The following is a 19316-nucleotide window of genomic DNA, read 5'->3' as shown; positions in this document are numbered from 1 at the left end:
TTGCGGGGCAACCCGCAGAGTCACCGACGCTATCACCACCACGGCTGCAGCCGCGCGGCTACCCCGCCGAACCCATCGCTGCAGCGTAGTGCGCCGCAAGGTGCTCGACCAGCGCGCGCACCTTGGGGGCGAGCGCGCGTGCATGCGGATACAGCGCGAAATAGCGCCGCTGGCCGGCATGCCAGGCTGGCAGCACGCGGATCAGACGACCGGCGCGCAGGTCCTCCTGCACGGTCAACGCGGTGAACAGGCTGATGCCCATTCCGGCCAGCGCGGCGGCATACAGGGCGGGGGTGGCATCCACGCGCAGGCGCTGCCCGGCGTCAACGCTCACGCTCGCGCCACGCGGCCCCTGCAATTGCCAGGGCGGCATTGACGGCGTGGGACTGAAACCCAGCAGCGTGTGCTGTTCGAGATCTGCTGCCTGTCGCGGCAGGCCATGGCGAGCCAGGTAGGCCGGTGCCGCGACCAGGATGCGCGGGCAGCTGGCCAGCTCGCGCGCGACCAGCTGGCTGTCCGGCAATGAAGCCGCAATGCGCAGGGCCAGGTCGAAACCACCGCCCACCACATCGACCAGCTGATCATCCGCCGACAGGTCCAGCGTGACCTGCGGGTAGCGCTGCAGGAACGAGGGCAGCCAGTGCGGCAGCTCCTGGCTGGCCACCACCTGCGGCACGCTGATCCGTACGCGGCCACTGGGTTGCGCCTGCCCGGCGCGGGCACGGTCGTCGGCCTCCTGCAGGCGGTCCAGCAGCGTTGCCGCCTCGCGGTAGTAGTCGCGCCCGGCCTCGGTCAATGACAGCCTGCGGCTGTTGCGATCGAGCAAGCGAACCTGCAGATGCTCTTCCAGCTGGCGCAGTTGCCGTGACATCGCCGAGTGGGTGGTCCCCAGGCGTTCAGCGGCCGCGGTGAAACTGCCCGCGTCAACGATGGCGCGCAGCGCACGCAGGGCGGCGAAGTGATCCATCGGCGGGCAGCTCCATGTGGCGGGGCCCACGGCATGCGGGCCCCGCCAGCTTATCAAGCGCCGTCGCCGGCCTTGCGCACCGGCAACGCCAGGATCGCGTCGGTACTCATGACATCACCGAAGGCGTCTTCGATCTGCGCCAGCGAGGCATCGTGCAGCGCGCGATGATCGATGCGCTGGCCACCGGCCAGGTCCAGGTCACGGCTGGCGCTGGCATCGGACGACACGATCACCCGGTAACCACGGGGTGCGGCCGCCGCGTCGCGCGCGGCACCGGCCACACAGGCATGGGTCTGCAGGCCGGTGACGATCAGGGTGTCGATGCCGGCATCCTTCAGCACCGTGTCGAGTACCGCGGCCGAGTTGCCAGCGAACACACTGACGTTGTCCTTCTGCACGACCGTCTCGCCCTTGCGCGGCTGCAGGTCGCGATGGAAGTCGGCATTGACGCTGCCCTGCGCGAACAGCGGTGCACCGGCCGGCAACACGTGCTGCACGTGGATCACGCGGATGCCGTGGGCATCGGCGAACGCGACCACCCGCTTGGCCTGGCGCAGTGCGGCCACGCCATCGGGAATGACCATGCGGCCACCGGCAAAGCCCGGCGCGGCCTTGGCATCGAAGTACTCGTTCTGGAAGTCGATCACCAGCACGGCGGTCTTCGCCGCATCCAGCGAGGTCGCGACCGGCGCGCCGGCCATGTGGCGGATGGTGGGATGAGACGGTTCGGCAGCGGCGACCGGGGCGGTGGCGGCCATGCCGATCAGGCTGGCCAGGCCGAAGGCGGTGAGATTCATGGAGCGACTCCTGTGCAGTGGAAAGTGGGCACAGGATGCGGAGCGGATGGCGCACGAACCAGCCCTGCAACAGCACATGATCTGTGCGAGATACGCACAGACAACCCCCTGTAGGGCCACCCCATGGGTGGCTGCGGACCAAAGCCACGCCATCCACGCATGGCGTGGATCTACGAGTCAGCCCACAACGCAACGGGGCGCCCGAAGGCGCCCCGCTGTGGATCCAACCGAGGTCGACCGGCCGCTTACAGGCGGCTGGCGATGGCCTGGGCAAAGCTCATGGTGGTGCCGGTACCGCCCAGGTCGCCGGTCAGCGAATCCTTGGCTTCCATGGTGGCCACGATGGCCTTGCGCAGGCGCTCGGCGTTTTCCGGCTGGCCGATATGGTCCAGCATCTGCGCGGCTGCCAGCAGCAGCGCGCACGGATTGGCCTTGCCCTGGCCGGCGATGTCCGGCGCGGTGCCGTGCACGGCTTCGAAGATCGCCGCGTCCTTGCCGATGTTGGCACCCGGGGCCAGGCCCAGGCCACCCACCAGACCGGCGCACAGGTCGGAGATGATGTCGCCGAACAGGTTGGTGGTAACGATCACGTCGAACTGTTCCGGACGCATCACCAGCTGCATGCAGCAGTTGTCGACGATCATTTCCTGGAACTCGATCTCCGGGTACTGCGCGGCTACTTCACGGGCGACGTTCAGGAACAGGCCCGAGGTCGACTTGATGATGTTGGCCTTGTGCACAGCGGTGACCTTCTTGCGGCCGGTGCTCTTGGCCAGCTCGAAGGCGTAGCGCACGATGCGCTCGGAGCCCTTGCGGGTGATGCGGGTGCCGGAGAAGGCGGTCTCGCCGTCGGCCGACACTTCCTGGCCTTCGGCCAGGTAGGCACCCTCGGTGTTCTCACGAACGGTGATCAGGTCGACGTTGTCGAAACGCGACTTGGTGTTCGGGAAGGTGTGGGCCGGACGCACGTTGGCGTACAGGTCGAAATGGCGGCGCAGGCTGACGTTGATCGAGGTGAAGCCACCACCGACCGGGGTGGTCAGCGGGCTCTTCAGCGCGACCTTGTTGCGCGCGATCGATTCCAGGGTCACCGCCGGCATCAGGTCGCCGTGCTTTTCCAGGGCCACCAGGCCGGCGTCGGCGTCTTCGTATTCCAGCCCAGTCTTGAGCTGGTCGAGCACGAACAGGGTGGCGTCCATGATTTCCGGGCCAATGCCGTCGCCGCGGATGACCGTAATTTTCTGCGTCATTGATCGATGTTCCGAACAGGGGGAAAAACGCCGTCCGGACGTGCCCGGAAACGCCGGCGCAAAGGAAGTTTCACCGGCAATTATGCCTGAGACGGGGCCGAGGTCCCAAATAGACCATGGTCCCAGTGCCCGGCTCAGGCAGAATTGCCCGCGCATTCTTCCTCTACCCCCGCCTGTCGGCGCGCCCCTTCAACAAGAAGGGGCTCCTGGGCTGCTGGATCGCGGGACAGGCCCCCTCGCGGGCCCGGTAGTGCCGGCCGCTGGCCGGCAACCTCGGCCAGGTCGAGTTCAGGCGATGCCGGCCAGCGGCCGGCACTACCCTCAGTGCTCGTGCGCTGCCGGAGCGCTGGCGCCGCCTTCAAGCTGGTCGAGGAAGTCGACCGCGCGGCGCAGGTGCGGGATCACGATGGAACCGCCCACCACCAGGCCGACCGAGAAGGTCTCGAAGAACTCTTCACGGGTCACGCCGGCGTCCTTGCACTGGGCCACGTGGTAGCTGATGCAGTCGTCGCAGCGCAGCACCATCGAGGCCACCAGGCCCAGCAGTTCCTTGGTCTTCACGTCCAGCGCGCCGGCCTGGTAGGTCTGCGTGTCCAGTGCGAAGAAGCGCCGTACCACCTGGTTCGGTTCGCCCAGGATGCGTTCGTTCATGCGCTTGCGGAAGTCGGTGAATTCGGCGATGCGGTCCTTGCTGCCGTCGTCGGCCGCGCTCATGCCTGGCCCTGCCCGGCCAGCAGCGGCTCGAGCTTGCCTTCACGGTGCAGGGCCATCATGTCGTCGTAGCCGCCCACGTGGACGTCGCCGACGAAGATCTGCGGCACGCTGGTGCGGCGGGTCAGTGCCATCATCTTCTCGCGCTCGGCCGGGTCCAGGTCGATGCGGACCTCGGTCCACTGCTGGCCCTTGCTCTTCAGGAAGTTCTTGGCGGCCACGCAGTACGGGCAGACGGCGGTGGAATAGATGGTGATGGCGGGGGCGCCGCCGGCGGTCTGGGCTGTCACGGGAAACTCCACGATGGATCGACGGTCTACATATGGTACCGGTGCGCTGGAAATTCCACGCCACCGCCGCAACACTGTGGGTTAACGAATGGTTGCCCCCTGCCCTGCCACGCTTGGCGCGCCCTGCCCGAGGACCTTCCGCTTGCGAGCCCTGCTGCTGACTACCGCCGTTACCCTGGCCCTGGCCATGCCGCTGGCCCAGGCCCAGGAGAAGCTGCCCGACATCGGCTCCTCGGCCGGCGAGCTGCTGACCCCGGCGCGCCAGGCCGAGTACGGCGCGATGATGCTGCGCGAGCTGCGCAACTATGGCTACCTGCTGGATGACCCGCTGGTCAACGACTGGCTGCAGACCATGGGCACCCGGCTTGGCTCCAACAGCGACCAGCCGCGCCAGCCCTACACGTTCTTCGTGATGAAGGACCGCCAGATCAACGCCTTCGCCACGCTGGGCGGCTATATCGGGGTCAATGCCGGCCTGGTGCTGACCGCCGAGCGCGAGGACGAGGTGGCTGCAGTCCTGTCGCACGAAATCGCCCACGTCACCCAGCAGCACGTGCTGCGCGGGGTCGAACGCGCCCAGCGCGACCAGATACCGATCCTGCTCGGCATGCTGGCGGCGGTGGTGGCCGCGCAGGCCAGCAACAGCACCTCCTCCGGCAACGCGACGATGGCCGCGATCAGCTCCGGCATGGGCCTGATGCAGCAGCGGCAGATCAACTACACCCGCTCCAACGAATCGGAGGCCGACCGCCTCGGCATCCGCACCCTGTCGCGCAGCGGCTACGACGTGGATGCCATGGCCGGCTTCTTCGAGCGCATGTCGGCGGCGATGCGCGGCAACGAGGGCGGCTACAGCGTGCCCGAGTTCCTGCGCACCCATCCGGTCAACATCACCCGCATCAGCGAGGCCAAGGCCCGCGCCGAGCAGATGAAGAAGGACACGGTGCTGCTGACCACCAGCACCCCCAGCGGCGAGCGCAAGGAGCGGGTGAATCCAGCCGATCCGGGCCTGGCCGAGCCCCTGCTGCGAGGAAACAACCCGTTGCTTCCCAGCAGCGTGCTGCGCGTTCCGGTCGGCCAGCTGGCCCGTGGCGCCAGTGGCGACTTCGAGTGGGCGCGCGAGCGCCTGCGCGTGCTGAGCGCCGATTCCACCGCCGAACTGGAGCGCGAATACGCGGACATGGCCAAGCGGCAGAAGGACGGTCTCAACGACGCCCAGCGCTATGGCCAGGCGCTGGCGGTCATGCGCGGCGGCCGCAGCGGTGCCACGCAGGCCCAGCAGACCCTGGCCAGCCTGCTGCAGACCCGCCCGGACAACCTGTGGCTGGCACTGGGCCTGGGCGAGGCCGAATCGCGTGCCGGACTGGGCGCGCAGGCCAACACCCGTTTCGAGCAGCTGCTGCGCGAGCACCCCAACAGCCGGCCCGTGGCCCTGACCTACGCCGAGATCCTGAACGAACAGGGCACCCGCGAGGCGGGCCAGCGCGCGCAGGCCATGCTGCGGCCCCTGCTGTCGCAAAGTGGTAACGATCCGGTCTTCCAGCAGCGATACGCCCGCGCCAGCGAGCTGGCCGGTGACAGCGTGCGCGCCAGCGAGGCCTATGCCGAGGCCGCCTTCCTCAGCGGCCGCCCGGAGCAATCGCTGATGCAGCTGCAGGCCCTCAAGCGCAACCCGGCGCTGGACTACGTGGGCCGGGCGCGGGTGGATGCGCGCATCGAGGCGATCACCCCCACCGTGCTGGAGCTGCGCCGCCAGGGCGTGCAGGACCCGGACCTGGACCGCCGCTGAGTGCTGCGTGACCGGTCGATGGCAATCCCGACCGGTTCCGGCCAGGTAGTCACAAACATGTCATCAAACCGTAGTCTACTGGCACCACTCCAGTAACCGAGCCCTACGGTGTCCTCGTGCAGAAACGCATCCTGATCGTCGATGACGAGCCCGCGATCCGTGAAATGGTCGCCTTCGCCCTGCGCAAGGGCGATTACGAGCCGGTCCACGCCGGCGATGCCCGTGAGGCCCAGACCGCCATCGCCGATCGCGTCCCCGACCTGATCCTGCTGGACTGGATGCTGCCCGGCACCAGCGGCCTGGACCTGGCCCGCCGCTGGCGCAAGGAAACGCTGACCCGCGAAGTGCCGATCATCATGCTGACCGCCCGCGGTGAAGAGAACGACCGCGTAGGTGGCCTTGAAGCCGGCGTCGACGACTATGTGGTCAAGCCGTTCTCGGCGCGCGAACTGCTGGCCCGCATCCGTGCGGTCATGCGCCGCGCCCGCGAGGACGACGAGGACGGCAGCGTGGCCGTCGGCCCGATCCGCATCGACGGCGCCGCCCATCGCGTGTTCGCCAACGACCAGCCGGTGCCGATCGGCCCGACCGAGTACCGCCTGCTGCACTTCTTCATGACCCACCCCGAGCGCGTCTACACCCGCGCCCAGCTGCTGGACCATGTGTGGGGCGGCAGCGTGTACGTGGAGGAGCGCACCATCGACGTGCACATCCGCCGCCTGCGCAAGACGCTGGAACCGTTCAACGCCGAGAACATGGTGCAGACCGTGCGCGGCGCCGGCTACCGCTTCTCCACCGCGACCTGAGTCTCGTCGTGCCGACGCCGCGCACCCGCGGGTGCCGGCGCCGGCAACTCTGCTATAACCCTCGGTTCACCCCAGTGAACCTCCGCACTTCAACGACGAGATCGCAATGCCCCGCCACATCCGCTCTGCCTGGTTGAAGACCCTGGCCACCGTTGCCGCGGTACTGCTGTTCTCCGGACTGGTGGGGTGGTTCACGGGTCACCTGTGGCTGTGCATCGCACTGGGCGCGCTGGCCACCCTGGCCTGGCATTACTGGCGGCTGCGCAGCGTGCTGCGCCGGCTGACCGCGCGCCAGCGCTGGGACACCGCCGAGGAAGGCACCGGCGTCTGGAACGAGCTGGACCGCCTGCTGTACCGCAACCAGGTGGAAATGCGCGTTCGCAAGCGCCGCCTGCTCGACATGCTGCGCAGCTACCGCGCCGCTGCCGCCGCGCTGCCCGATGCCGTGGTGGTGCTGGACCGCAACAGCCAGCGCGTGCAGTGGTTCAACGAGGCGGCCACCGCCCTGCTTGGCCTGCATCATCCGGGCGACCTCGGCGAGGCGCTGGTCGAACGCCTGCAGCCGATGCCGCTGGCGCACTGGCTGGCCGGCGGCCGCAACGCCGAGCCGATCCTGGACGTGCCCTCACCGGTCGATCCTGCGATCCGCCTGAACCTGCGACTGATTCCGTATTCTTCGGACTACTGGCTGCTGATCGCCCGCGACGTCAGCAAGCTGCTGCGCCTGGAACAGGTGCGCCGCGACTTCGTCGCCAACGTTTCACACGAACTGCGCACGCCGCTCACCGTGGTCCACGGTTACCTGGACATGATGGACCCGGAGGATTTCCCGGGCACCGGTCCGATGCTGGAAGAAATGCGCAAGCAGAGCCAGCGCATGGCCCAGCTGGTGGAAGACCTGCTGACCCTGTCGCGGCTGGAATCGCAGGAGCACAGCGAGGAAGAGACCGTCGCCATGCAGCCGATGCTGGCCACACTACGCCGCGAGGCCGAAGCGCACAGCCAGGGCCGCCACCAGATCAGCATCGACGATCTGGCCGGCGTCGACCTGCAGGGTTCCACCAAGGAGCTGCACAGCGCCTTTTCCAACCTGGTCACCAATGCGGTGCGCTATACGCCGGCCGGTGGCCGCATCGCCGTGGAGTTCCGCCGTGAAGGCGATGGCGCGGTGCTGGCGGTGCGCGATTCCGGTTACGGCATCCCGGCTTCCCACCTGCCACGCCTGACCGAACGTTTCTACCGTGTCTCCAGCAGCCGCTCCCGCGAAAGCGGTGGTACCGGCCTGGGCCTGTCCATCGTCAAGCACATCCTCGGCCTGCACCACGCGCGGCTGGAGATTGAAAGCGAGGTCGGCAAGGGCTCGGTGTTTTCCTGCCATTTCGATGCCGACCACGTGCGCCCGCGCGAGTCCGCCCCCCTGACTTCCATCGAAGAATGACGCCATGAGCAGCCTCGGATCCCTCCCCCTCCCCGTGAGCCCGGACAACGATCCGTTGCGCGACCCGGCGCTCTACATCAACCGCGAGCTGTCGCAGCTGGATTTCAACTTCCGCGTGCTGGCGCAGGCGATGGATCCGCAGGTGCCGCTGCTGGAGCGCCTGCGCTTCATGTGCATCTCCTGCACCAACCTGGACGAGTTCTTCGAGATCCGCGCCGCCGCCGTCCGCCACGCGCAGGAATTCGGCCTGCCACCGGCACCGGACGGGATGAGCCCGCAGGCGATCCTCAACGCCATCCACGACCGCGCGGCACAACTGGTCGACCAGCAGTACCGCTGCTGGAACGAGACGCTGCGCCCGGCGCTGATGGAGGCCGGCATCGGCGTGCTCGGCCGCCACTCCTGGACCGATCGGCAGAGGCGCTGGCTGCGTGCCTATTTCCGCAACGAGATCATGCCGGTGCTGTCGCCGCTGGGCCTGGACCCGGTGCACCCGTTCCCGAAGATCCTCAACAAGTCGCTGAACATCGTGGTGGTGCTGAAGGGTACCGATGCGTTCGGCCGCGCCGGCCATCTGGCCATCGTGCGTGCGCCGCGCTCGCTGCCGCGCATCATCCAGCTGCCGGAGAAGCTCGGCGGGTCGCAGAATTTCGTGTTCCTGTCATCGGTGCTGTCCACCTTCGTCGATGAGCTGTTCCCGGGCATGGAAGTCCAGGGGGCCTACCAGTTCCGCGTCACCCGCAATTCCGAGCTGGTGGTGGACGAGGAGGAGGTGGAAAACCTGGCGCTGGCACTGCGCGACGAACTGGTCGATCGCGGCTACCGGCCGGCGGTGCGGCTGGAAATCGCGCAGGACATGCCGCGCGAGATCGTGCGCACCCTGCTGCAGAACTTCGGCCTGACCGAGAACGCGGTGTACCGCATCGACGGCCCGGTCAACCTCAACCGCATCATCCAGTTGTACGACCTGATCGCACAGCCGGACCTGAAGTACCCGCCAATGACCCCGCGCACGCTGCGCGACAGCGACGGCATCTTCGAGACCGCGGCGCGCCAGGACCTGCTGCTGCACCACCCGTTCGATGCTTTCACCGCGGTGCTGGACCTGATCCGGCAGGCGGCGATCGACCCCAACGTGCTGGCGATCAAGCAGACCCTGTACCGCACCGGCAAGGATTCGCTGATTGTCGATGCACTGATCCAGGCTGCGCGCAACGGCAAGGACGTGACCGTGGTTGTTGAACTGCGCGCACGCTTCGACGAAGAGGCAAACCTGGGCCTGGCCGATCGCCTGCAGGAAGCCGGCGTGCAGGTGGTGTACGGCGTGGTCGGCTACAAGACCCACGCCAAGATGCTGCTGATCGTGCGCCGCGAGGGCCGCAAGCTGCGCCGCTATGTACACCTGGGCACCGGCAACTACCACAGCGGCACCGCCCGCGCGTACACCGACATCAGCCTGATCACCGCCGATGCGGACATCGGCAACGACGTGCACCTGCTGTTCCAGCAGCTGTCCGGGCTGGCCTCGAAGATGAAGCTCAAGCGCCTGCTGCAGTCGCCCTTCACCCTGCACACCGGCATCCTCGGTCGCATCGAGCGCGAAACGCGCATCGCCGCCGCCGGCCGCCCCGCGCGGATCATCGCCAAGATGAACGCGTTGAACGAACCGCAGGTGGTGCGCGCGCTGTACGCCGCCTCGCAGGCCGGCGTGCAGATCGACCTGATCATCCGCGGCGCCTGCACCCTGCGCCCGGGTGTGCCGGGCATCTCGGACAACATCCGCGTGCGCTCGATCGTTGGCCGCTTCCTGGAGCACAGCCGCGTCTACTGGTTCGGCAACGACGGCGCACCGGAGATGTACTGCGCCAGCGCCGACTGGCTGGAGCGCAACCTGCTGCGCCGGGTCGAGACCTGCTTCCCGATCCTCGACCCGGAGCTGGCCAAGCGGGTCTACCGCGAGGTGCTGCAGAACTACCTGGACGACAACCTCAACGCCTGGGAACTGGATGCCGACGGCATCTACCACAAGCGTGCCCCGGCCCACGACGAAGCCCCGCATTCCGCGCAGATGGCATTGATGCAGGGCCTCTGACCCGGTGTGTCGACCAAGGTCGACACCTACCAAGAGCAGTAGGCACCGATTTTGGGCGGGATAGGATCAGTGCCGACCAACGGTCGGCACCCACCATCAGATCGCAGAAATCTGTCAAAGGCGGGGTGGGTCCGCCAACCCACGGATACCCCGCTTTTGATGTTGACGTTGACGTTGACGTTGCCTCTGCGGGTGCAGGGCGCAGCCCTGCCGCACTCCCCTCTTCCAAAATGTGAAGGCCGCGCGGTGACGAGCACACCGCCCCTTCGGCTAACATTCGCCCATGCCGCATACCACTACGACTCCGCCCGCATTGCAGGATGGCGACCTGCTGGCCGCCATCGACCTTGGCTCCAATAGTTTCCACATGGTCATCGCGCGCTACACGCTCGGCCAGCTGCGGGTGATCGACCGGCTGCGCGAGACCGTGCGCATGGCCGATGGCCTGGATGGCAAAGGTGGGCTCTCTTCCGCCGCACGGCAGCGCGCGCTGGAATGCCTGGCCCGCTTCGGCCAGCGCATCCGCAATGTGCCGCCGCACCGGGTACGCGCGCTGGCCACCAACACCGTACGCCAGCTGCGCTCGCCGCAGTCGTTCCTGGTCCCGGCCGAAACCGCGCTGGGGCATGCCATCGAAGTGGTCAGTGGCCGCGAAGAAGCGCGCCTGATCTACCTCGGCGTGGGCCACGCGCAACCGCCCAAGCCTGGCCAGCGCCGGCTGGTCATCGACATCGGCGGCGGCTCCACCGAATTCATCATCGGCATGGGCATGCAGACCCTGGAGCGTGAAAGCCTGCAGGCCGGCTGCATCGCCAGCACCCGCCGCTTCTTCCCCGGCGGCAAGCTGAGCAAGAAGCGCTGGAAGGACGCGCTGGCCGAGATCGGCCGCGAGTTCCAGCCCTTTGCCAGCAAGTACCGCGCACTGGGCTGGCAGGAAGCGCTCGGATCTTCGGGCACGCACAAGGCAATCAGCGAGATCTGCGCGACGATGAAGCTGAGCAAGGGCGCGATCACCGCCGAGGCCCTGCCCCAGCTGCGCGACGAGCTGCTGAAGGCCAAGAAGATCGACGACATCCAGTTGCCGGGCCTGTCCAGCGACCGCCGCCCGATCATCGCCGGCGGCATCCTGGTGCTGGAGGCCGCCTTCCAGGCCCTGGGCCTGCAGAAGCTGCTGGTCAGCAAGGCGGCGATGCGCGAAGGCATCCTGTACGACATCGTCGGCCGTGCCGGTGAGAACGACCTGCGCGACGAATCGGTGGTCGCGCTCAGCCAGCGCTACGGCATCGACACGGTACAGGCCGACCGCGTGCAGGACACCGCGCTGTCGCTGCTGGAGCAGGTGCAGGAGCGCTGGAAACTCGATGCCGACGACGCACGCATGCTCGGCTGGGCCGCGCGCCTGCACGAGCTGGGCCTGATGATTGCCCACAGCGGCTACCACGTGCATGGCAGCTACGTGCTGGAACACTCGGACATCGCCGGCTTCTCGCGGCAGGAGCAGCAGATGCTGGCCGCACTGGTACGCAGCCATCGCCGCAGCGTGACCAAGACCGCGTTCGACGCCCTGCCCGAGCGCCTGCTGCTGACCGCACGCCGGTTGGCCGCCCTGCTGCGCCTGGCGGTACTGCTCAACCGCGCACACGAGGACGATCCGCTGCCGGCATTGGAATTGACCGCGGACGACAATCGCCTGTCGCTGATCGTGCCGCAGGCCTTCATCGATGCGCGCCCGCTGCTCCGCGCCGACCTGATCGGCGAGACCGACGGCATCGCCGGGCTGGGCATCCAGTTCCGGCCGTTCGTGGCCTGATCCCTACGGCCAGGGCGGCACGTCATGACGCGTCGCCAAAGGCCTGTTCCGCGCGTGTTCGACAAACTGTTGAAGCTCTACGACCAGGGCCCTTCGGAGCCGTGGTCTTTTCTGTTTCCGCGCAGGCTGTCGCTGCCAACAAATGCCATGACGCTTTCGGTCCAGAGTCGGGGCGAGGGTGCATCGTCCATCGCTCCGCCGTCGATCAGATCAATCGATTGATTCACTTCCGGTTTGTGCGGAAGCGTCATGCCGCTCCATGGCGATTTCGTCCTTTCCCCATACCTCTCCCTCTCCTCCTTCACTAGGTTCGAACAACCACCGCCTGCGGTGGCGTTGGCGCGGCCCGCTTGGCTGCGCACCGAAGACTTCGAAGACTGAGAGAGAGACACCCATGACCATCCGTATTCCCGCACTGGGGCTGGCGATCCGTCGTGCGCTTGCAATCACGGCGACCACAACCCTGGCCGTTCCAGCGCTCGCGCAGCAGGCACCGGAAGCCACCACGCTGGACCGCATCGAAATCACCGGCTCACGCATCCGCCAGGTCGACCTGGAAACCGCACAGCCGGTGCTGACCGTCAGCCGCGCCGACATCGAGCGACAGGGCTTCAACTCCGTTGCCGACATCCTGCAGAACCTGACCGCGACCGGCAGCCCGGCATTGAGCCGCGCCAGCCCGTTGAGCGCCGGCGAAGCCGCCGGCGGCAGCTACGTGAACATGCGTGGCCTCGGTGCCCAGCGCACCCTGGTGCTGGTCAACGGCAAGCGGCTGGGCATGACCACTTCGGGTTTTCAGGACATCTCCAGCATTCCTGCCGCTGCGGTGGAACGCATGGAAGTGCTCAAGGACGGTGCCTCGGCCATCTACGGGTCCGACGCGATGGCCGGCGTGGTGAACATCATCACCCGGCGCAACGTTCAGGGTGTAACCGCCAACGTCTATCACGGCCAATACAGTGAAGGCGACGGTGCCCGTACCCAGTACGACGTGGTTGCCGGCTGGTCCAATGACCGTGCTTCCATCAGCGTTGCTGCCGAGCATGTCGAAGAAAAGGGCGTCTGGGCCAGGGATCGCGGCTTCAGTGCCTATACCTATACCGACGGCCACGCGGATGACGGCTGGACCACGGTCGGCCAGTGGGGTCGCATCACCGGCTTCAAGGGCCCCGGCTGCAGCAACAGCCGGGGCTGCAGCTATTCGCTCGACCGTGGCAGCCAGCCGGGCGGGCCGGACAGCTTCCACCTCAGCGACAACACACCGTTCACCGGCGATGTCAGCAACAGCAACGAGCAGATGCATCTGCAGACGCCGATCAAGCGCGATTCGATCTTCGTCGATGCGCGCGTGGAGCTGAACGACCAGGTCCGTTTCAACACCCAGCTGGCCTACAACCGGCGCACCACCACGCGCCAGGTGGCCGGCTACCCCTTCCAGTCCGGCCCAGCCGAAATCACCCCGATGTCGGCCGACAGCTGGTTCAATCCGTTCGGCAACCATCACGGCTACGACACGCCCAGCGATGTGCACTGGAACCGTCGTACCTGGGAGATTCCTCGCGTCAGCACCAGCGATCTGACCACCTGGCAGGCCGTCGCGGCATTCGAGGGCAACTTCCAATTCGGCGGTCGCGACTTCGACTGGGAAGCGGGTTACCAGTACAACCGCAGTGAGCTGACCCAACGCACCACCGGCAACCTGCACAAGCAGCGCGTGGCCGATGCCACCGGTCCTTCGTTCTACAACCCGGCAACCGGCAAGGTCGAATGCGGAACGCCGGATGCGCCGATCGCAGGCTGCAAACCCTGGAACCCGCTGGTTCCGTATGGCCAGGACGATCCCTATGGCCTGACCGGCAACACGGAGCTCCAGGATTGGCTGTTCCCGGAAGAACTCACCCGCGGCCGCACCACCACCCGCAACCTGTTCGCCAACCTCAGCGGCAGCCTTGCCAGCCTGCCCGCCGGTGAGCTGGGCTTCGCCGTTGGGGCCGAGAGCCGCCGCGAGGACGGCCGCTTCATCCCTGATGCACTTGCGCAGACCGGTGCCACCACCAACCTCGCGGCAGGCCCCACCGGTGGCGGCTACCGCGTCGACGAGGCCTACCTGGAACTGAGCGTGCCGGTGCTGCGCGACCTCGCCGGTGCCCGGGAGCTGACCCTCAGCGCGGCGACGCGGTACTCGGACTACTCCACCTTCGGCGGAACCCTCAACAGCAAGTTTGGCTTCACCTGGAAGCCGATCGATCAGCTGCTGGTCCGCGGCACCTGGGCACAGGGCTTCCGTGCGCCGACCATCGCCAACCTGTACGGCGGCGGCTCGGAGACGTTCACCACCGGCTTCCGCGATCCCTGCGATACGGTCCATGGCGCAGCCGCGAGCAGTGCCGAGGTCCGCGCGCGCTGTGCTGCCGACATCGCCAACGCCGACACCTACCGCCAGCTCGGCCAGGGCAATGAACCCATCACCGGCAGCAGTGGGCAGACGCCCCTGCCCTTCACCAACGGCTCCAATCCCGACCTGCAGCCGGAAACTTCGACCAGCCGCACTCTGGGCCTGGTCTGGAGCCCGACGTTCGCCGAGGGGCTTCACATCGCACTGGACTGGTGGAAGATCCGCATCGACAACACCATCGTTTCCGACCATCCCAACGACATCCTCCGCGACTGCTACGAGCTGGGTATTGCCGAGCGCTGCAGCAGCTTTACCCGCGACCCGGAGCTGGGCATCGTCAACAAACTCAACTTCGGCAACCGCAACAGCGGCTTCCGCCAGGCAGAAGGCTACGACCTGGAGATCGGCCACAAGGTCGAAACCCGCTGGGGCAGGTTGAGCGCCGACTGGAAGTCCACCTATGTGGTCAACGCCGAAGAGAAGACCACCAACGAAGCCGGCGTACCGGCCATCCCCAGCAATGGCATTGCCACCAACGGCGGCATCGGCTTCCGCGTGCGCTCCAACGCGTCGCTGGGCTGGGAGCATGGCAATCTCGGCCTGACCTGGGGCCTGCGTTACTTCTCCGCCGTCAAGGAACGCTGCCTGGGTGCGGAGGATTATCCGAACGAGTGTTCCCACCCCGACCAGCGCGCGCCGTGGTTCAGCGGTACGCGCGACTACAACCGTCGTGGATCGGTCACCTTCCATGACGTGCAGGCGCGCTACAGCCTGCCGTGGGACGCCACCGTTTCGATCGGCGCCAACAACGTGTTCGGCCGCCAGGGCCCGGCCATGTACAGCCAGCCGAGTGCCAACTTCTCCTACTACGGTGGCTTCGACATCGGCCGTTTCATCTACATGAAATACCAGCAGCGCTTCTGATCCACGCACCACGCACGGTGCCCACCACGGCCCTTCGGGGCCGTGGTGGCGTACGCTTCCGGCCGCGTCATCTGCCGGTCGCAAAGCGGTCACATCGGCTACATCGCCAGGCCCGAGCATGCCGGAAACCCGGAGGCCCGCCATGCGCTATGCCATCGTCACCGAGACCTATCCGCCGGAAGTGAACGGCGTTGCCCTCACCGTGCAGGGGCTGGAGCAGGGACTGCGCAATTCCGGCCATGAGATCGACCTGATCCGGCCCCGCCAGGCCAACGAAGCGCTGGACTCCGCACCGGGCACCCTGTTGGTTCCCGGCGCCGCCCTGCCGCGCTACCCCGGCCTGCGCTTCGGCATGCCGGCACCGATCCGGCTCGGTCGCCATTGGCAGCAGCAACGCCCGGATGCCGTCTATGTCGCCACCGAAGGCCCACTGGGCTGGTCGGCGGTGCGCACCGCACGGCGCCTCGGCATCCCGGTGGCCAGTGGCTTCCACACCCGCTTCGACGAGTACCTGCCCGACTACGGCGTGGCCTGGCTGCAGGCCGCCGCGATGCGCTGGATGCGCCGCTTCCACAACCAGGCCGATGCAACCCTGGTACCCACCCGCGAACTGCAGCAGTTCCTCGGCGAACAGGGCTTCGAACGCGTGCGCCTGCTGGCGCGCGCGGTCGACAGCCAGCAGTTCGATCCGAACCGTCGTGACCCTGCCCTGCGCGAAGAGTGGGGCGTGGACGGCAACGGCCTGGTGGCGATCTACGTTGGCCGCATCGCCGCGGAGAAGAACCTCGGGCTGGCGGTGAAGGCCTTCCGTCGGTTGCAGCAGATCCGTCCGAAGGCCCGCTTCGTGTGGGTGGGCGATGGCCCGGCCCGCGAAAAGCTGGCGCATGAAAATCCCGACTTCATCTTCTGCGGCGTCCAGCGTGGCGATGCGCTTGCACGTCATTTCGCCAGCGGCGATCTGTTCCTGTTCCCCAGCCGCAGCGAGACCTTCGGCAACGTGACCCTTGAAAGCATGGCCAGCGGCGTGGCAACGGTGGCCTTCGACTACGGCGCTGCGCGCGAGTACCTGCGCAATGGCGAGAATGGCGCCGCAGTGGACAACGACGAGCAGTTCATCGACGCGGCCGTGCAACTGGCCGCGGATGACGCGCAGCGCCACGTGCTGGGCAGCAACGCCGCACGCGCCATGAAGCGCCTGCATCCGCAGCAGGTGGTGGCGGAATTCGACGCCCTGCTGGCCGAACTGGCCCAGTCGCGGAGGACCGGCCATGCGCACAACGCGGCTTGAACTGCTGGCCGACCGCGAAGCACGCCTGTGCCGGCGGGCCAACCACTACTGCCGCCGCCGCCGTGTGCGCCGCCTGTTCGCGGTCATCAGCCGGCTCGGTGATGGCGTGTTCTGGTATGTGCTGATGGGCGCCCTGGTGCTGCTTGATGGCTTCGACGGCCTGCGCGCATCGGTGCACATGGCCGCCACCGGCCTGGCCGCGCTGTTGCTGTACAAGGGCCTCAAGCGCTGGACCCGGCGCCCGCGCCCGTATGCCGCCGACCTGCGCATCCGTGCCTGGGTGGCACCGCTGGACGAGTTCAGCTTCCCTTCCGGGCATACCCTGCACGCGGTGTCGTTCACCATCGTGGCGCTGGCCTATTACCCGTGGCTGGCGCCACTGCTGGTGCCGTTCACCGCGGGCGTGGCGCTGTCGCGGGTGGTACTCGGCCTGCACTACCCGTCCGATGTGCTGGCCGCCACCGGCATCGCCATCGGGCTGGCCTCGGCCAGCCTGGCCTGGTTGCCGTTGCCGGTGTAGCCCCGGGGTCAGATCCGTTTTCCTTCGGAGAGGGATCTGATCCCCACGATGCCGGCGGCGCTACCGTCATCGTTGATGCCCTAGAATGCCTGCATGACCACGTTGTTCATTTCCGACCTGCACCTGGACCCCAGCCGTCCGGAGATCACCGACCTGTTCCTGCGCTTCCTGCGCGAGCAGGCGCCCGGCGCCGATGCGCTGTACATCCTCGGCGACCTGTTCGAAGCCTGGATCGGTGACGACACGCCCTCGCCCGCCGCCGACGCAGTGGCCGATGCACTGAAGGTGCTGTCCGACAGCGGCGTGCCGGTGTACTTCATCCGCGGCAACCGTGACTTCCTGCTTGGCGAGGACTACGCGCGCCGTGCCGGCCTGCGCATCCTGCCCGACCCGTGCATGATCGACCTCTACGGTCGCCCGGTGCTGCTGCAGCACGGTGACCTGCTGTGCACCGATGACATTCCCTACCAGCAGTTCCGTGCACAGACGCGTGACCCGGCGTTCCAGGCACAGTTCCTGTCACAGCCGCTGGCAGCGCGTATCGCGTTCGCGCAGAAGGCGCGCGAAGCCAGCCAGGCCCGCCAGTCGGAAATGAAACAGGGTGATCGCGCGCAGTTCGAGACCGTCACCGACGTGGCGCCGTCCGAAGTCGATGCCACGTTCGCGCGCCATGGCGTGGACACCATGATCCATGGCCACACCCACCGCCCGGCGATCCATTCGCTGCAGGCCGGTGGCCGTGCCTGCACCCGCATCGTGCTGGGCGACTGGTACGAGCAGGGTTCGGTGCTGCGCGTGGATGCCGGCGGCTGGTCGCTGGATACGCTCGCGCGCGAATGATGGGTCCGAGGGTGCCAACCAAGGTTGGCATCTACCCGGGCAGGTGCACGTGCCCGGGTAGACGCCGCCCCTGGTCGGCGCCTGGCCTCAGCGGAAGGCCGCGATGGTGGCCTTGGTATTGACCAGCACGCGCTGGTTGTCGGCGGTACTGGCATTGCCCATCGGGATGCCGTTGTAGCTGATGTTCGGGTTCGACCAGTAGTTCAGGCGCGGGCAGCTGCGGGTGCAGTTGTAGGCCATGATCGTGCGCCAGCCGGTGCCGGTGGACGGTTCATAGCGATAGCCATGGCCATAGGCGTACGGCGAGGTGCTCGAGTCGGTCGCGATATCATGCCGCGCGCTCTGCAGGTGGCCGATCTCGTGTGCGAAGGAGTAGTAGCCGGTCGCGCAATCCCAGTACACCGCCGCGAAAGCGGTCGACGCGGTCGAGCCGATGCCCGAGGCCAGGCCGCAGTAGGCACTGTTGTTGATGAGCAGCACGCCGACGTCGGCCGCGGTGGTGTTGCGGCTGGTGTGGATGCTGTCCATGTAGCCGTCGCTGGTACCACGGAAACGTGACAGGTCGGTGGTGAAGTTACCGGACTCGCTGTAGTTGGTGGTCTCGTAACCGGCCAGTTGCAGCGTCAGGCCGACGTTGCTGTTGACGTAACCCTGGTTGGACTCGGCCACCGCCAGCTGCACCAGCGACTGCATGTTGCCGCCATAGGCAGTGACCGCCGCATTGGTCGCCACCACCAGCACGCGGATGGTCGCCGGCGTTCCCGAAGAGGCCTGCGCGATGCCGATGTGGTCGTTGTCGGCCATCGGGATCTTCGGCAGCTGGTTGTAGTCAGCCGGATGATCGGCTGGCATCCTCGATTCGTCGACCTCGACCAGCACGTGGCGGTTACCCAGTGGACGCAGGCGATAAAGCTTGCCGTCCTTGCGGATCGAACCGGTGATGGTGTCGCCCGAACGTACCAGGATCAACGAATTGCCCGGATCATCCTGGCCGCTGGAGGTGGCGGCGGTCAACCGGTCGGACGGCGAACGGAACTGGCCGTACCAGATGCTGCCACCATCCGGCAGCGCCTCGACCTTGCTGCGCACCGCCTGCACCCGTTTGCCGAGCAGCTCGAATTCCAGCTGCGGCTGCGCCGTAGCCGCCGCGTCGACACGCACTTCCTGCACCGTCGCCGTGGACGGGGTGGCCAGCAGCTTGCCGAGTGCAGGCTCGCTGTTGGCCGATGCCCGGCTGATGACCGTCACCGGTTCGAACAACGGTGCCGCATGCGCGGCTGCCGCCACCGACAAACCCAACACCAGGCCACCTGCCGCTTTGCCAATCGATCTGGACAACATTGCGTCGCTCCTTGAATGATGTGAACAGCGTTGATGCAGCACGCCCGGGTTTGCCGGG

16 protein-coding genes are annotated in these 19316 nt (G+C 67.2%); 9 read left to right on the top strand and 7 right to left on the bottom strand.

Annotated elements, in window-relative coordinates; all coding sequences use genetic code 11:
• Window positions 1-58: 58 nt before the first annotated feature.
• The 5 genes from AC5P9L_RS06420 to grxC form a co-directional block, all read right to left on the bottom strand.
• Window positions 59-967 (bottom strand): LysR family transcriptional regulator, encoded by a 909-nt coding sequence (locus tag AC5P9L_RS06420; RefSeq protein WP_012479263.1) that lies wholly within the window; start codon window positions 965-967, stop codon window positions 59-61.
• Window positions 968-1020: 53 nt separating this feature from the next.
• Entirely contained in the window at window positions 1021-1764 is a 744-nt protein-coding gene (locus AC5P9L_RS06415) for a cysteine hydrolase family protein (protein ID WP_111117983.1), read from the bottom strand.
• Window positions 1765-2009: 245 nt separating this feature from the next.
• Window positions 2010-3014, bottom strand: a complete 1005-nt coding sequence (locus AC5P9L_RS06410; RefSeq protein ID WP_005408261.1) for an isocitrate dehydrogenase — start codon at window positions 3012-3014, stop codon at window positions 2010-2012.
• 321 nt (window positions 3015-3335) lie between these two features.
• A complete protein-coding gene (locus AC5P9L_RS06405; protein WP_005412372.1) occupies window positions 3336-3728 on the bottom strand; it encodes a carboxymuconolactone decarboxylase family protein in 393 nt (130 codons plus the stop codon).
• A complete protein-coding gene (gene grxC / locus AC5P9L_RS06400; RefSeq protein WP_004154541.1) occupies window positions 3725-4015 on the bottom strand; it encodes a glutaredoxin 3 in 291 nt (96 codons plus the stop codon). Before grxC ends, AC5P9L_RS06405 begins: the two co-directional genes overlap by 4 nt.
• 142 nt (window positions 4016-4157) lie before the next feature.
• On the opposite strand from grxC, the gene AC5P9L_RS06395 reads away from it, so the two are divergent.
• The 5 genes from AC5P9L_RS06395 (at window position 4158) to ppx (ending at window position 11950) form a co-directional block, all read left to right on the top strand.
• Window positions 4158-5804 carry a M48 family metalloprotease gene (locus AC5P9L_RS06395; RefSeq protein WP_164170929.1) on the top strand — a complete coding sequence of 549 codons (1647 nt, stop codon included), beginning with the start codon at window positions 4158-4160 and terminating at the stop codon, window positions 5802-5804.
• 116 nt (window positions 5805-5920) lie between these two features.
• The gene (gene phoB / locus AC5P9L_RS06390; RefSeq protein ID WP_005408258.1) at window positions 5921-6610 is read left to right on the top strand and encodes a phosphate regulon transcriptional regulator PhoB; all 690 of its coding nucleotides are present in this window, start codon (window positions 5921-5923) and stop codon (window positions 6608-6610) included.
• Window positions 6611-6716: 106 nt separating this feature from the next.
• A complete protein-coding gene (phoR, locus tag AC5P9L_RS06385) occupies window positions 6717-8048 on the top strand; it encodes a phosphate regulon sensor histidine kinase PhoR (RefSeq protein WP_005412369.1) in 1332 nt (443 codons plus the stop codon).
• 4 nt (window positions 8049-8052) lie between these two features.
• Window positions 8053-10140, top strand: a complete 2088-nt coding sequence (gene ppk1, locus AC5P9L_RS06380; RefSeq protein ID WP_005408256.1) for a polyphosphate kinase 1 — start codon at window positions 8053-8055, stop codon at window positions 10138-10140.
• A gap of 283 nt (window positions 10141-10423) precedes the next feature.
• Complete coding sequence (gene ppx / locus AC5P9L_RS06375; protein ID WP_262101840.1) at window positions 10424-11950, top strand: exopolyphosphatase; 1527 nt, start codon at window positions 10424-10426, stop codon at window positions 11948-11950.
• A 77-nt stretch (window positions 11951-12027) separates the two neighbouring features.
• Here the strand turns inward: ppx and AC5P9L_RS06370 are convergent, their stop codons facing one another.
• The gene (locus AC5P9L_RS06370) at window positions 12028-12201 is read right to left on the bottom strand and encodes a hypothetical protein (protein ID WP_157803286.1); all 174 of its coding nucleotides are present in this window, start codon (window positions 12199-12201) and stop codon (window positions 12028-12030) included.
• 143 nt (window positions 12202-12344) lie between these two features.
• Between AC5P9L_RS06370 and AC5P9L_RS06365 the strand changes: the two genes are divergently transcribed.
• The 4 genes from AC5P9L_RS06365 to lpxH all read left to right on the top strand — a co-directional run bounded on the left by AC5P9L_RS06365 (window position 12345) and on the right by lpxH (window position 17917).
• Entirely contained in the window at window positions 12345-15269 is a 2925-nt protein-coding gene (locus AC5P9L_RS06365) for a TonB-dependent receptor plug domain-containing protein (protein WP_099480209.1), read from the top strand.
• 142 nt (window positions 15270-15411) lie between these two features.
• Window positions 15412-16557, top strand: coding sequence for a glycosyltransferase family 4 protein (locus AC5P9L_RS06360; protein WP_005408252.1), 1146 nt, complete (start codon window positions 15412-15414; stop codon window positions 16555-16557).
• Window positions 16538-17077, top strand: a complete 540-nt coding sequence (locus AC5P9L_RS06355) for a phosphatase PAP2 family protein (protein WP_005408251.1) — start codon at window positions 16538-16540, stop codon at window positions 17075-17077. Before AC5P9L_RS06360 ends, AC5P9L_RS06355 begins: the two co-directional genes overlap by 20 nt.
• A gap of 93 nt (window positions 17078-17170) precedes the next feature.
• A complete protein-coding gene (gene lpxH / locus AC5P9L_RS06350; protein ID WP_012479257.1) occupies window positions 17171-17917 on the top strand; it encodes a UDP-2,3-diacylglucosamine diphosphatase in 747 nt (248 codons plus the stop codon).
• 87 nt (window positions 17918-18004) lie between these two features.
• Here lpxH and AC5P9L_RS06345 read toward each other — a convergent pair whose 3' ends face one another.
• Window positions 18005-19258: a zinc-dependent metalloprotease gene (locus tag AC5P9L_RS06345; protein ID WP_043033738.1), complete on the bottom strand. Its 1254-nt coding sequence runs from the start codon at window positions 19256-19258 to the stop codon at window positions 18005-18007.
• Window positions 19259-19316: the final 58 nt, after the last annotated feature.

The sequence above is a fragment of the Stenotrophomonas sp. YJH_SMC_64 genome (genome assembly GCF_059371375.1).
The sequence above is the reverse complement of the archived record's forward strand: the minus strand, read 5'-3'. Positions and strand labels throughout refer to the sequence as shown.